The 12,889-nt window shown below is 65.5% G+C and carries 14 protein-coding genes; 4 read left to right on the plus strand and 10 right to left on the minus strand.

Translation table 11 applies throughout. The annotated features are described in order from the left end of the window. The first annotated feature begins 21 nt into the window (after positions 1–21). Both ABF648_RS02140 and ABF648_RS02145 read left to right on the plus strand, forming a co-directional pair. The gene (locus ABF648_RS02140) at positions 22–873 is read left to right on the plus strand and encodes a class I SAM-dependent methyltransferase (protein ID WP_415630647.1); all 852 of its coding nucleotides are present in this window, start codon (positions 22–24) and stop codon (positions 871–873) included. A gap of 224 nt (positions 874–1,097) precedes the next feature. After that, a complete protein-coding gene (locus ABF648_RS02145; protein WP_415630648.1) occupies positions 1,098–2,546 on the plus strand; it encodes a glycine hydroxymethyltransferase in 1,449 nt (482 codons plus the stop codon). Between the two features lie 172 nt (positions 2,547–2,718). On the opposite strand, the gene ABF648_RS02150 is transcribed toward ABF648_RS02145, so the two are convergent. The 6 genes from ABF648_RS02150 to ABF648_RS02175 form a co-directional block, all read right to left on the minus strand. After that, positions 2,719–3,546, minus strand: a complete 828-nt coding sequence (locus ABF648_RS02150) for a hypothetical protein (RefSeq protein ID WP_415630649.1) — start codon at positions 3,544–3,546, stop codon at positions 2,719–2,721. Between the two features lie 217 nt (positions 3,547–3,763). After that, positions 3,764–4,255 carry a 2-C-methyl-D-erythritol 2,4-cyclodiphosphate synthase gene (gene ispF / locus ABF648_RS02155; RefSeq protein ID WP_415630650.1) on the minus strand — a complete coding sequence of 164 codons (492 nt, stop codon included), beginning with the start codon at positions 4,253–4,255 and terminating at the stop codon, positions 3,764–3,766. Further along, complete coding sequence (ispD, locus tag ABF648_RS02160; protein WP_415630651.1) at positions 4,252–4,962, minus strand: 2-C-methyl-D-erythritol 4-phosphate cytidylyltransferase; 711 nt, start codon at positions 4,960–4,962, stop codon at positions 4,252–4,254. Before ispD ends, ispF begins: the two co-directional genes overlap by 4 nt. Positions 4,963–5,004: 42 nt before the next feature. Further along, entirely contained in the window at positions 5,005–5,490 is a 486-nt protein-coding gene (locus tag ABF648_RS02165; RefSeq protein WP_415630652.1) for a CarD family transcriptional regulator, read from the minus strand. A gap of 184 nt (positions 5,491–5,674) precedes the next feature. Next, on the minus strand, positions 5,675–6,352 hold the full coding sequence (locus ABF648_RS02170) for a response regulator (protein ID WP_415630653.1): 678 nt from the start codon (positions 6,350–6,352) through the stop codon (positions 5,675–5,677). Beyond that, positions 6,349–7,545: a sensor histidine kinase gene (locus tag ABF648_RS02175; protein WP_415630654.1), complete on the minus strand. Its 1,197-nt coding sequence runs from the start codon at positions 7,543–7,545 to the stop codon at positions 6,349–6,351. The genes ABF648_RS02170 and ABF648_RS02175 overlap by 4 nt, the downstream gene beginning before the upstream one ends. A 267-nt stretch (positions 7,546–7,812) precedes the next feature. On the opposite strand from ABF648_RS02175, the gene phoU reads away from it, so the two are divergent. Beyond that, positions 7,813–8,478: a phosphate signaling complex protein PhoU gene (gene phoU / locus ABF648_RS02180; protein WP_415630655.1), complete on the plus strand. Its 666-nt coding sequence runs from the start codon at positions 7,813–7,815 to the stop codon at positions 8,476–8,478. A 316-nt stretch (positions 8,479–8,794) separates the two neighbouring features. Here the strand turns inward: phoU and ABF648_RS02185 are convergent, their stop codons facing one another. Then, positions 8,795–9,547 (minus strand): phosphoglyceromutase, encoded by a 753-nt coding sequence (locus tag ABF648_RS02185; protein WP_415630656.1) that lies wholly within the window; start codon positions 9,545–9,547, stop codon positions 8,795–8,797. Between the two features lie 265 nt (positions 9,548–9,812). On the opposite strand from ABF648_RS02185, the gene ABF648_RS02190 reads away from it, so the two are divergent. Further along, positions 9,813–10,556 carry an SDR family oxidoreductase gene (locus ABF648_RS02190; RefSeq protein ID WP_415630657.1) on the plus strand — a complete coding sequence of 248 codons (744 nt, stop codon included), beginning with the start codon at positions 9,813–9,815 and terminating at the stop codon, positions 10,554–10,556. Positions 10,557–10,642: 86 nt separating this feature from the next. Here the strand turns inward: ABF648_RS02190 and ABF648_RS02195 are convergent, their stop codons facing one another. From ABF648_RS02195 to ABF648_RS02205, 3 genes are read right to left on the minus strand one after another with little or no spacing between them, the layout of a single operon-like run. After that, positions 10,643–11,014 (minus strand): biotin/lipoyl-containing protein, encoded by a 372-nt coding sequence (locus ABF648_RS02195; protein ID WP_415630658.1) that lies wholly within the window; start codon positions 11,012–11,014, stop codon positions 10,643–10,645. Between the two features lie 16 nt (positions 11,015–11,030). Further along, the gene (locus ABF648_RS02200; RefSeq protein ID WP_415630659.1) at positions 11,031–11,282 is read right to left on the minus strand and encodes a hypothetical protein; all 252 of its coding nucleotides are present in this window, start codon (positions 11,280–11,282) and stop codon (positions 11,031–11,033) included. Positions 11,283–11,299: 17 nt separating this feature from the next. After that, entirely contained in the window at positions 11,300–12,874 is a 1,575-nt protein-coding gene (locus tag ABF648_RS02205) for an acyl-CoA carboxylase subunit beta (RefSeq protein ID WP_415630660.1), read from the minus strand. Positions 12,875–12,889: the final 15 nt, after the last annotated feature.

Here is a 12,889-nt window from a genome sequence, read left to right on the forward strand (position 1 = left end):
GCGCTTGCCAGACTTGCCGCCATGAGCTCCAGCACCCCGTCCGGCCAGCCGAACTACCATCAGGACCCATCCGGCAGCAGGTCGCACCCGGTCGATGGGCTGCACGGCTCCGGACAGCCTGAACACTGGCAGGAAAGGGCGGCCTCCTTCCAGAAGATCGGCTCCGACTACGAGAAATACCGACCGGACCAGCCCGACGAGGTGACCGCATGGATGATCGGTCAGGCCCATGGGGTGCTCGATCTGGGCGCCGGAACAGGCAAAATCACCGACTCGCTGATCCGCCTCGGACGCACGGTGACGGCCGTCGACCCGTCCGCCTCGATGATGGCCGAGCTCGCTGCCAAGCATCCGCAGGTGCCCTGCCTCGCAGGCACCGGTGAGGACATCCCGCTGCTTGACCACAGCATCGACGCCGTCGTGGTCGGGTCGGCCTGGCACTGGATGGACGCCGAGCGCACCGGCGCGGAACTGGCTCGGGTGCTACGCCCCGGTGGGATGCTGGGGCTCTGCTGGAACGGCCCGGACCGCTCGCTGGGCTGGGTGCGCGCGCTGTACTCCAACCCTGACGGCCGGCCGGGCGGGCTGCAGATCATTTCCCGCACCCATCGTCCCGGCCATCCGAGCCACGGCTTCGGGCCCCTCCAGCAGCGCAAGTTCACCTATTCCCGTGAGATGACCCGAGAGGAATTCCACGCGGAGCAGGCCACTCATTCCTCCTGGATACTCGCCGACGAGCCGACCCGGGCCCGATGGACCGCCCTGGTGAATCAGCGTCTCGATCACGACCCGCACACAACCGGTCGCGAGGTCTTCGAGATCCCCCAGCAGGTGATCGCATACCGCGCCGAGCTGGCAAACACGACACGATGACGGACCGGCGCCACGGGCAGCCCGCAGAACCGGCGCTCACAGCCCGGGCGCGCTTCTGCCTCGGCTGCCCAGCCTGTGAGCGTCGTCTGTGTGACCAGAGGACTCGAAGGCCCCGAAAACGTAGCCGGCGGCGGTGCACCCGACGGGCGACGCGGTTGGCTCGGCAGTTGTCGAGTGGCCACGGTAAATTGGGGTTGTCCGAACTTGTTCCACGAGGAGTCCCCTTGCCCACCACCGACGTCACTGCGAAGGCCAACATCGCCTACGAGGCCATGCTCGATGTCATCGCCACCGCCGAACCGACCGTCGCCCAAGCCATCCGTCAGGAGCTCATCGACCAGCGGGCCTCGCTCAAACTGATCGCCTCGGAGAACTACGCGACCCTGCCGACGCTGCTTGCGATGGGCACCTGGTTCAGCGACAAGTACGCCGAGGGCACCATCGGCCATCGCTTCTACGCAGGCTGCGCCAACGTGGACACCATCGAGGCGGCCGCTGCCAGGCATGCTGAGGAGCTGTTCGGCGCCGCACATGCCTATGTGCAGCCGCACTCGGGCATCGACGCCAATCTGGTGGCCTACTGGACGATCCTCTCGCACCGCATCGAGACGCCCGGGCTCGAAGAGTTCGGCGCCAAGACCGTCAACGACCTGTCCGAGGGCGACTGGGAGACGCTGCGCCACCGCCTCGGCGACCAGCGGCTGATGGGGATGGGTCTTGACGCCGGCGGCCACCTCACGCACGGCTTCCGCCCGAACATCTCCGGCAAGATGTTCCACCAGCGCTCCTACGGCACTGATCCCGAGACCGGATTCATCGACTACGACGTGGTGCGCGCCCAGGTGAAGGAGTTCAAGCCGCTCATCCTGGTGGCCGGCTACTCGGCATATCCCCGCCGGGTGAACTTCGCGACCATGCGGGAGATCGCCGACGAGGTCGGCGCAACCCTGATGGTGGACATGGCGCACTTCGCCGGGCTGGTGGCAGGCAAGGTCTTCACCGGCGATGAGAATCCGGTGGGCAATGCCCAGGTGGTGACCACCACCACCCACAAGTCGCTGCGCGGCCCGCGTGGCGGCATGGTGCTGGTCGACGACGAGTTCGCTGACGATGTCGATCGCGGCTGCCCGATGGTGCTCGGCGGCCCGCTCGCGAACATGATGAGCGCGAAGGCGGTTGCTCTCGCCCAGGCCAGGACCGAGGAGTTCCAGACCTATGCACGCAATATCGCGTCCAATGCCAAGGCGCTCGCCGAGGGCTTCCTGCGGCGTGGCGCGACGCTGGTCACCGGTGGCACCGACAACCACATCGTGCTGGTCGACGTGACCACCAGCTTCGGGATCACCGGGCGGCAGGCCGAGTCGGCGCTGCTGGATGCCGGCATCGTCACGAACCGGAACTCGATCCCGCGCGATCCGAATGGTGCCTGGTACACCTCGGGCATCCGGCTGGGCACCCCGGCACTGACCTCTCGCGGTTTCGGGCCGGACGACTTCGACAGGGTCGCGGGCCTGATCTGCGAGACCCTGGAGTCGACCAGCCCGGTCACGGCCTCCACCGGCAAGCCCGGCAAGGCGAAGTACGAGATGGCCAGCGGGTTGGCTGCCAAGGTGCACGATGAGGCCGCCGAACTGCTCGACGCCAATCCGCTGTACCCCGGCCTGGAACTCTGATCGACCGCGACTGCCCCCATCTTCGGGCAGTCCGTCCACCGGCTCGTGCGCAGCGCGGGAAATGCCTCGACGGTGCGACCAGAACGTCCTCATCCCCACCTGCTCCGCTGCAGTGCCCCAACTGGCTGCGCCCGGGGCCGAACCGGGCTCGCCACCTCGTCGGCCCGATCGGTCAGCTCCAGCCCGCACAGCGCGCCAGCAGCGCCTGGTACAGCGCGACGCCGTGCCTGCGGAAGTGCGGCCCCACCCAGCCCTGCGGGTCGTCGCGCAGCTGGACAGCAAGCTCGCGTCCCCATCGGAAGGGCAGCTGGGGGCTGACCAGGCAGTCCGGCGCGGTCACGACCAGATACTCCGATTCGATGCGATAGTGCGCCATCTCCTCTGCGAGGCTGCCCGGATCGACAGTGACGACCAGCCCGGCACCGCTCAGCGCGGCGAAGAGATTCGAGTTGTGGGGCAGGCCGGGGTCCGACACTTCGTCGGGGCAGGCCTGCCAGATGTCCAGTCCGAACGAGGTTCGTGCCTGCGCCCAGCTGCTCACCAGCGGACCCCGTGGCGCGACGACGACGATGCGCTGGGCAAGGGGATCCCGCCCGGTGCAGTGCACCGCGTACAGCTCGGCCAGTACCTCGCAGGGACGCCCCGATGCGCTTCCCGCGTTCACCACCGGAGCGCCCAGCGTCGTACCGTGAAGCAGGCTTTCCAGACCTGGATCACTGATGACCAGTGCATCGATCCACTGGCTCAGCTCGGCGAGCACCTCGATGAGGTCCTCCCCCGAACACCCCGGCAACTCCGGACTGAGGCTGATCGGCTGCAGGCCCAACAATCCGGCCGCACATTCCAGAGCTGCTGCCGTCACCGGCGGGGCGGCGGAAAAAAGAAGTCCCACGGCACCCCGGCCGACGGGCCCCCGCGCCTCGCGATACTGATCGGCGCGGTCGAACAAGGCGCTGAGATCGTCAGGATGCCATCCGGCGAGAGTGACGAGATCAGGCATCGCGGCCCTCCCTGGAATCGGTCCTCATTGACATCGCCAAGCCTAGGACGCATTCCCCGGGACCACGCATCGCGCAGCCCCCTGTGGCCCGGTGAATCACCAGGCCACTCTGCGCTGGTGTCGCACCTCCCAGCCACCTGGCAGGACATGAATGCCGTGGCCAGGTCACACCTGCAGGCCACTTGCCCACACCCGCGCCACGGGCAGGAAACTGAGCTCAGCTCCTGACGGGAGACTCGTCCGCACTCTCGATGAGGCAACTGGCTATTGCGGCCACACCTTCGCCGCGCCCTGTGAGGCCCAGGCCATCGGTGGTGGTCGCCGAGACGCTCACCGGCGCTCCCACGGCCTCGCTGAGCACCTGCTCGGCCTCGGCCCGGCGGCCAGCCATCCGTGGGCGCTGGCCGATCACCTGGACCGCGACATTGATGGGCGTCCAGCCAGCTTCTCTGACCCGTCGCAGGGTTTCGGCGACGAAGACGGTGCCGGCCACCCCGGCCCAGGCCGGGTCGCTGGTGCCGAAGTTGGAGCCGATGTCTCCGAGCCCGGTGGCCGACAGCAGCGCATCGCAGATGGCGTGCGCGGCGACGTCCCCGTCGGAGTGCCCGGCCAGCCCGCGCGGCTCGTCGGGGAAGAACAGCCCGGCGCAGTACATCGGCACGCCTTCGGCCAGCGCGTGCACGTCGGTGCCAATCCCGGTACGGATCACAACCGTGCCAGTCCGGCGAGCTGTTCGGCCATCGCGAAATCTGTGGGCCGGGTGATCTTCATCGACAATGGCGACCCTTCCACGAGTTCCACATGAGCCCCGATCGCCTCGCAGATTGCGGCGTCATCGGTGTATCCCAGGTGCGCTGCCTCACGATGCGCCCTGACCAGCACATCTGCGGCAAAACCCTGGGGGGTCTGCACTGCCCGCAGGGTGGCCCTGTCGACAGGCCAGGAGTCCCCGCCATCAACCTGGCGAATGGAGTCACCGACCGCGACGACGGGGACGACGGCCTGTGCCCCTGCCCTCACGGCGTCGATCACGCGGGCCACGACCTGGGTGGGGACCAGGGGACGTGCGGCATCGTGTACCAGGACGACCTCAGTGCCTCGGGGCAGCAGCTTCAGACCCTCGCCGACCGACTCCTGCCGGCTCGGGCCGCCGTCGGCGAGTGCGATCTGGGCCGGGACGCCTCGCAGGGCCTTACGGACCAGGTCTTGATGCTCCGGACGGCAGACGATGATGCAGCGGCCCACTCCCCCGACCACCAGATGATCGACGCTGTGCCTCAACAGTGAGACACCAGCCAGGGTGCGCAACGCCTTCGGGCCGAAACCGCCGGCCGAGGAGTCACCCAGACGCACGCCAGAGCCGGCCGCCGCCACAATGGCGACAACCGGCTCTGGCGTGGAACTGTCCCTGCTCATGAAGGTGTCAGGAGAATAGAACTGTATGGGTCAGACTGTGTGTCAGGAAGCCAGTACCTCGTCGAGCATGACTTCGGCGCGATCTTCCTCGACCTTCTCGGCCAATGCGAGCTCGCTCACCAGGATCTGGCGAGCCTTGGCGAGCATCCGCTTCTCACCGGCGGACAGCCCGCGGTCCTTCTCGCGGCGCCACAGGTCGCGGACGACTTCGGCGACCTTGAGAACATTGCCCGAGTGGAGCTTCTCAATATTGGCCTTGTACCGGCGCGACCAGTTGGTGGGCTCTTCAGTGTGCGGAGCCCGCAGCACGGTGAAGACCTCTTCAAGACCCTTCTCGTCGACGACGTCACGCACGCCTACGAGATCGAGGTTGCAGGCCGGAACCCTCACCACCAAGTCGCTCTGGCCGATGATCCGCAGAACGAAGTAGGGCTTGTCCTCACCCTTGATCTTGCGGGTTTCGATGTCCTCGATGACAGCCGCCCCATGGTTCGGGTATACGACAGTCTCACCGACTGCAAAAGTCATATGTGCAACCCCTTCCTTAATCGATTCTACCACAACCGCATCGGGTTCCGCTGGAACAAGCTCTGAAATGAATATCCGGACCATCTCGAATACACCCGGAATTGCCTCGCAAATCTAATCCGACTACGGATTTTCAGGTAATTCACAAGGCGCTGCACGCGTGCCGAATCTCCTCCCCCTGGCTTCATCCCTGGAATTTATAGCCCAGCCCCCGGACGGTGACGAGCTCCACGGGATGGGAGGGGTCTCGCTCGATCTTTGCTCTCAGACGCTTGACGTGAACGTCGAGAGTTTTCGTGTCACCGACGTAGTCGGCACCCCAGACCCGGTCGATGAGCTGGCCTCTCGTCATCACCCGGCCGGCATTTCTCATCAATAGTTCGAGTAATTCGAATTCCTTGAGTGCCAATTTCACCGGTGTTCCGGAAACGGTGACTTCATGGCGTTCCACGTCCATTCGGACATCACCGCTTTCCACGACTCCGGGGTAGAGTTCCTCTTCACGGCCTCTGCGCAGCACCGCCCGGATTCTCGCCACGAGTTCACGGTGGCTGAATGGCTTGGTGACATAGTCGTCCGCACCCAATTCCAGTCCCACCACCTTGTCGATCTCGGAATCGCGGGCGGTGACCATGATGATCGGCACATCGCTGTGCTGCCGCAGGGACTTGCACACCTCAGTGCCGGGCAGACCGGGCAGCATCAGGTCCAGCAGCACGAGATCGGCGCCCTCGCGCTCGTACTCGGCCAGCCCGCTCTCCCCGTCGGGAACCGACGACACATCGAAACCCTCGTGGCTGAGCATGTACGAGGTGGCCTCGCGATAGGACTCCTCGTCCTCGATGATGAGAATGCGGGTCATGGCGTTCCTTCCTGCCCGCCCAGGCGCTCTCCGGTGTCGCCCCACGGCGTGTCCACACCGGCCTCGATGGTGTTCTCGGGCAGACGGATGGTGAAGGTGGAGCCCTGCCCGAGCCTGCTCCACACACTGATGGTGCCGCCGTGCCCGGCGATGATGTGCTTGACGATGGACAGGCCCAGCCCGGTGCCGCCATTGTCCCTGCTACGCGCATAGTCCACGCGGTAGAAACGCTCGAAGATGCGCTCCTGGTCCTCCGGACGGATTCCGATACCGTTGTCGGTCACGGCGATCTCCACCCAGTGATCATCGGCCTCGTCCACGCGCGAGGTGGTGACCGAGACCCGGGCACCGGGATCGGAGTAGGCCAGCGCGTTCTCGATGAGATTGCTCACAGCATTGATGAGCTGGCCCTCATCGCCGACCACCTGCTGGCCGGTGGTGCCGGCCACGCTGAACTGCACCTTGTGATTCTTGGCAGAGTTGCGGTTCTGCGCAGCGGCCTCGGAGACCACATCGTCGATGTCGACCACATCGGCCTCGAGCAGCGGGTCATCGGACTGCAGGCGCGACAGCTCGATGATCTGACGCACCAGTTCACCCAGGCGCTTGCTCTCGACGGTCATCCGGGTGGCGAACTTGCGCACCTGCTCCGGATCATCGGCGGCCTCCTGGACCGTCTCGGACAGCACCTGCAGAGCCCCGACCGGGGTCTTGAGTTCATGGGAGATATTGGCCACCAGATCGCGCTTCGACTCGTCCGCCCGCACCATCGCGCTCTGGTCCTCCGAGACCACCAGCACCGCGTCACGCTCCAGAGGTTGCACGCGTACCAGGAGTTGGCGGGCCGGGCCGCCATCGACGCCCCTGACGCGCACCTCGCGCACCATCGCAGTCTGGCTCCGGCGCGCTTCGCGCACCTCATCGAGCACCTCTGTCATCCCGATCCTGGTGCCTCTGGCAAGGCCGATGGTGCGCGCCTGCACGCTGGAGTGCAGAACCTCGTCATGAGGGCCCACCACCATGGCCGGCTGACGCAAGGAGTCGATAACGACCGGCACCTCCGGGTCGACCGGGGGAAACACCTGGGACATCCTGGCCCGGGCCATTCGTCCCCAGGCGATGACGCTGGCCAAGAAGGCCCCGACGAGAGCACCCAGCCCGAAGCTGAGCAGCACCGTGCCGAGCAGACTCACAGCAGAAAGCGTACGACCGCGGGCACGGCACGCGACAGGCGGGAAGCCCTTTCGGGGCGCGCATCGGGACAGTTCATGTCCCGTTCATCTGCTCGTTGCCCAGAGGGGGGTGAGCAGTTCACCTTGACGGCTAGCGTCATGCACGGTGGGCTCATAGGCTTGGGCAAACAATAGGCTCCTGCGGGAACCTGGGCCAGGATTCAGGTCCAGCCGAGCACACCGGTTCATTGTTCGAGGCGCAAGGGCGCCCTTGGAGGAAGACGAGTCATGCGCGAGTACTACCACTCCGAACTCGACGAAGTAGTCAACCAGCTCGTCACGATGTCGGACAGCGTCCAGGTAGCGGTGCGAGGTGCGACAAACTCCCTGCTCAGCGCGAGTCTGGTGGATGCGGAACATGTGATCAGCGGTGATGTACGGGTGGATGCCATGCACGACCAGCTGGAGACTCAGTGCTTCAATCTGCTGGCCCGCCAGGCTCCGGTGGCCGGAGAGCTGCGCATCATCGTGGCAGCCACTCAGGTGATCGCAGATCTCGGCCGCATCGGTGATCTGGCAGCTCACGTTGCCGAGACTGCCCGTCGGCGCTATCCGGACAAGGCGGTTCCGGAGATTCTGGAAGACAGCTTCCACCGGATGTCTGAGGTGGGCGAGGCGATGATCGGCAAGGCCGGCCGCACACTCGCGGATCGCAATCTGGAAGAGGCCCGCTCACTGGTGGATGACGACGACGAGATCGACCGGCTTCGCAGCGATCAGTTCCGCGCCCTGGTCTCCCCGGAGTGGACCTATGGCGTCGAGAAGGCCGTCGACACCGCGCTGCTCGGCCGCTACTACGAGCGGATCGCCGACCATGCGGTGGCGATGGGACGTCGGATCATTTACATCATCACCGGTGATGCTCCCGAGGGTGAGAACTGGCCCACCACCTGAACCACTGGGTTGAATGCGCTCTGCAGAGCGGCTGATCCACCGGGTCAGCCGCTCCTTGCCGCCCTGTTCCAGTGCGCCGCGGGCACGGAGTCGTCCACAGCGGAGCATCGTGGGTGAGGCGCCCTTGTGAGCTTGCAGACCGGACAGGGCTGCGCCCCACCGGGACAATGCCGCTGAGCGGGGCAATCACCTGTCCGGGAAAAGAAGGCTCCCCGCATGCCGAGCATGCAACAGCGCCGCCAGCCCTTCTGGGGGCCGGCGGCGCTGTGGTATGCGATCGCAGTCAGCGACATGAGCCGCCGACAGGAGTTGCGTCCTACTTCTTGTTGCCCTGGTTGGCGACGGCCTTCTTGCCGGCCTCGGCAGCCTCGGGATCGAGATAGCGGCCACCCTTGGTGATGGGCTTGAGGTTGTCGTCCAGCTCGTACAGCAGCGGGATGCCAGTGGGGATGTTCAGCCCGGAGATGGACTCGTCGTCGATCTCGTCCAGGTGCTTCACCAGCGCGCGCAGCGAGTTGCCATGCGCTGCCACCAGCACCGTCTTGCCCGCCTTGAGGTCGGGAATGATGTCGGACTCCCAGTACGGCAGCATGCGGGCCACGACATCCTTGAGGCACTCGTGCAGGGGGCGCTCGTCAGCGGGGATGTCGGCATAGCGCGGGTCATTGAACTGGCTCCACTTGCCGTCCTTGTCGATGGCGGGCGGCGGCACGTCATAGCTGCGGCGCCATGCCATGAACTGCTCCTCGCCGTACTTCTCGCGGATCTCAGCCTTGTTGAGACCCTGCAGCGAGCCGTAGTGACGCTCGTTGAGGCGCCAGTTGCGCTTCACGGGAATCCAGTGCCGATCGCACTTGTCGAGCGCGAGGTAGGCGGTGTGTATGGCGCGGCGCAGCAGGGAGGTGTGCACGACGTCGGGCAGCAGATTCTGCTCGGCCAGCAGCTCGCCGCCGCGGGTGGCTTCGCCCACGCCCTTCTCGTTGAGATCGACATCAACCCAGCCGGTGAACAGATTCTTGGAGTTCCACTCGCTCTCGCCGTGGCGGAGCAGGATCAGCCTGTAGGTCATGGTGGGAGTTTATCGGTGCCCACACTGCCGGCTCTGTGCACCCTTGCTCACCGCGTGAATGGCATCCTGCGCAGCGCGGACCGGCCGGTCCAGCGAAGTCTGTGCGGTGCCACCCACCAGCGGACACGGGAGCCATCGCAGAACGGCTGAGAGGTCGCGGGTCGACCGTGGGACCTGATCCGGATCTCGGTGGTGGAGTGCTCGGCTGGGTGGCGCAGATCGATCAGATCTTGCCCAGCTGCCGGGCCGCGGGAATACTGCACACATGACTGACAATGTCAAGACTGCTGTTGTGACAGGTGCATCGAGTGGGATCGGGCAGGCCACGGCCCGGCAACTGGCAAAGGATGGATTCCGGGTCATCTGCGCCGCCAGACGCCTGGATCGGCTCACCGAACTCGCCGAGGAGATCAACGGCATCGCGCTGGTCTGCGATGTCACCTCCGACGACGACGTGGCCAGGCTCGCCGACGCTGTGGACGGCCACCTGGATGTTCTCGTCAACGATGCCGGCGGCGCCTTCGGCCAGGATCATGTGGAGGACACCGATCTGGACAAATGGCGCGCCATGTACGAGATCAATGTGCTCGGCACGGTGCGGGTGACCAAGGCCCTCATCCCCGCGCTGGAGGCTGCCCAGGGCACCATCATGTTCGTCACCTCGACCGCCGCCGAGTATCCCTATGTCGGGGGTGCAGGCTATTGCGGCGCCAAGTCGGCCGAACGCAATATCGCCGGTGCGCTGCGCCTGGAGCTGGGCGGACGGCCGATCCGGGTGCTGGAGATCTGCCCCGGCATGGTGAAGACCGACGAGTTCAGCACGGTGCGCTTCGGTGGTGACCAACAGGCGGCCGATGCCGTCTATGAGGGCGTTGCCGAGCCGCTGGTCGCAGAAGACATCGCGGACTGCATCTCATGGGCTGTGACCCGCCCCACGCATGTGAACATCGATCGGATGATCGTGCGTCCACGCGCCCAGGTGAGCAACGACAAGGTGTATCGCGGCTGAGCGGTCGAACAGAACCAGAAATGCAGAATCCGGGCGGCCACCCACTGGGATGACCGCCCGGATTCCGTATGCCGTTCCGGATCAGATCATGCGATCTTGACCAGGCCCTGACCGCCCTGGACGGGCTGGCGCAGCTCGACGAGAATCTTCTCGACGGTGCCGTCAGAGGGAGCCGTGATCTCGGTCTCCATCTTCATGGCCTCGAGCGTGAGGACCACCTGACCGGCCTTCACCGCATCGCCCTCGGCCACCAGGATCTTCGAGACGGTGCCGGCCAGCGGCGCGGGAATCTCGCCCTCCCCTGCGGAGGCGCCACCGGAGCCACCGGCAGAAGCCTTCGGCGCAGCGCCACCGGAGCCACCACCGAACAGGATGGTGCCGAGCGGGTTGCTCTGGGTCTTGTCGACGTCGACGTCGACGTCGTATTCGACGTCGTTGACGGTTACCTTCAGTTTCATGTCAGCCTCTCTCGGCTCAACGGATCGAATGGTTCTGGAGAGCCCTGCGACCCTGACGGATCCAGTTGGGGCTCGCGGCGAAACGAATGGCCTGGACCGATCCGTCGTTGCCGAGGTAGGCGGACACCGCGGCCGAGATGGCCACCAGGACGTCCTCCGGGATGCCGGGGTTGGACGACTTGAGGGAGTTCACCTCGGACTCCAGCTTCGCCAGACGCTTGCCAAGGGTGGCGATCAGCTCGTCCTTGTCCTTGTCACTGTGAGACATTTACTTGTTCCCTCCGATCAGCACGGCATCGTCCCATGCTTCTTGGCCGGACGGGGCTGACGCTTGGTGGCGTACATCTCCAGTGCGGCGGCGATCTTGCGACGGGTGTCGGCCGGATCGATGACATCGTCGACCTGGCCGCGGGAGGCGGCCACGTACGGCGTGTTGAAGGCGGTCGAGTATTCCTCGATCTTCTCGGCCCGCATGGCGGCGGGGTCCTCGGCGGCCTTGATCTCCCTGCGGAAGATCACATTGGCCGCGCCCTCGGCACCCATCACGGCGATCTCGGCGCTCGGCCAGGCGAATGCCGCGTCGGCCCCGAGGTCCTTGTTGCACATGGCCAGGTAGGAGCCGCCGTATGCCTTGCGGAGCACCACGGTGATCTTCGGCACGGTGGCCTCGGAGTAGGCGTAGAGCATCTTGGCGCCGTGGCGGATGATGCCGCCGTACTCCTGCTGCACTCCCGGCAGGAAGCCGGGCACGTCGACCAGCTGCACCAGCGGGATGTTGAAGGCATCGCAGAAGCCGATGAACTCGGCAGCCTTGTCGGAGGCATTGATGTCGAGGCAGCCCGACATCACCTTCGGCTGGTTCGCGACGATTCCGATCGTGCGCCCGTTCACCCTCGCGAAGGCGGTGACGATATTGGTCGCGTAACCCGCCTTCACCTCCAGGTAGTCACCCCAGTCGACGATCTTGGCGATGACATCGCGGATGTCGTAGCCCTTCTTGCCGTCCAGGGGGACGATCTCGCGCAGGTCGTAGTCGGGCGAGACATCGTTGTTCGGATTGATGAACTGGGCGTCCTCGGTGTTGTTCTGCGGGAGGAAGCTGAGCAACTTCTTCGCGATGAGGATCGCCGCATCGTCGTCCTCGGCCACGAAGTGGATGTTGCCCGAGGTGGTCATGTGGGCGTCGGCGCCACCGAGCTCGTCGGCGGTCACCTGCTCACCGGTAACCGACTTGATGACCTGCGGGCCCGTGATGAACATGTGGGCCTGCTTGGTCATGATGATGAAGTCGGTCAGGGCGGGCGAGTAGGACGCGCCACCTGCGCACGGCCCGGCGATGATGGCGATCTGCGGCACCACGCCGGACAGCTTCACATTGGCGAAGAACATCTTGCCGTAGCCGGACAGTGAATCGATGCCCTCCTGAATTCGGGCGCCGCCCGAATCGTAGAAGAACAGGAAGGGCGTGCCGGTGAGCAGCGACTGCTCCATGGTCTCGACGACCTTGGTGGACTGCGTCTCGCCTGCGGACCCGCCCATCACGGAGAAGTCCTGGGAGGCGACATGCACCGGGCGGCCGAAGATGGTGCCCGAGCCGGTCACCACGCCGTCAGCGGGAACGACCGCCTTGTTCATGCCGAACAGGGTGGTGCGGTGCTTGCGGAAGGCGCCGACCTCGTCGAAGGAGTGGTCATCGAGCAGGTTGTCGATGCGCTCGCGGGCGGTTTCCTTGCCCTTGTCGTGCTGCTTGGCCAGGCGGGCCTCGCCACCACCGAGTTCGACCTTGTGATGCTGCTCTTCGAGCTGCGTCACCCGGTCTTCCATGGTGTTGGCCAGCTTGATTGCATTCTTGTCAGCCATGATTGGCAATCACCC

The sequence above is a fragment of the Propionibacterium sp. genome, assembly GCF_047719395.1.
Classification (GTDB): domain Bacteria; phylum Actinomycetota; class Actinomycetes; order Propionibacteriales; family Propionibacteriaceae; genus Propionibacterium.

What these genes read in the sequence shown, in the direction of transcription:
- ABF648_RS02165 (WP_415630652.1), bottom strand. Translation starts at nt 5,490, where the DNA reads ATGACTTTTGCAGTCGGTGAGACTGTCGTATACCCGAACCATGGGGCG.
- ABF648_RS02195 (WP_415630658.1), bottom strand. Translation starts at nt 11,014, where the DNA reads ATGAAACTGAAGGTAACCGTCAACGACGTCGAATACGACGTCGACGTC.
- ABF648_RS02170 (WP_415630653.1), bottom strand. Translation starts at nt 6,352, where the DNA reads ATGACCCGCATTCTCATCATCGAGGACGAGGAGTCCTATCGCGAGGCC.
- ABF648_RS02190 (WP_415630657.1), top strand. Translation starts at nt 9,813, where the DNA reads ATGACTGACAATGTCAAGACTGCTGTTGTGACAGGTGCATCGAGTGGG.
- ABF648_RS02185 (WP_415630656.1), bottom strand. Translation starts at nt 9,547, where the DNA reads ATGACCTACAGGCTGATCCTGCTCCGCCACGGCGAGAGCGAGTGGAAC.
- ABF648_RS02150 (WP_415630649.1), bottom strand. Translation starts at nt 3,546, where the DNA reads ATGCCTGATCTCGTCACTCTCGCCGGATGGCATCCTGACGATCTCAGC.
- ABF648_RS02140 (WP_415630647.1), top strand. Translation starts at nt 22, where the DNA reads ATGAGCTCCAGCACCCCGTCCGGCCAGCCGAACTACCATCAGGACCCA.
- ABF648_RS02200 (WP_415630659.1), bottom strand. Translation starts at nt 11,282, where the DNA reads ATGTCTCACAGTGACAAGGACAAGGACGAGCTGATCGCCACCCTTGGC.
- ispD (WP_415630651.1), bottom strand. Translation starts at nt 4,962, where the DNA reads ATGAGCAGGGACAGTTCCACGCCAGAGCCGGTTGTCGCCATTGTGGCG.
- ABF648_RS02205 (WP_415630660.1), bottom strand. Translation starts at nt 12,874, where the DNA reads ATGGCTGACAAGAATGCAATCAAGCTGGCCAACACCATGGAAGACCGG.
- phoU (WP_415630655.1), top strand. Translation starts at nt 7,813, where the DNA reads ATGCGCGAGTACTACCACTCCGAACTCGACGAAGTAGTCAACCAGCTC.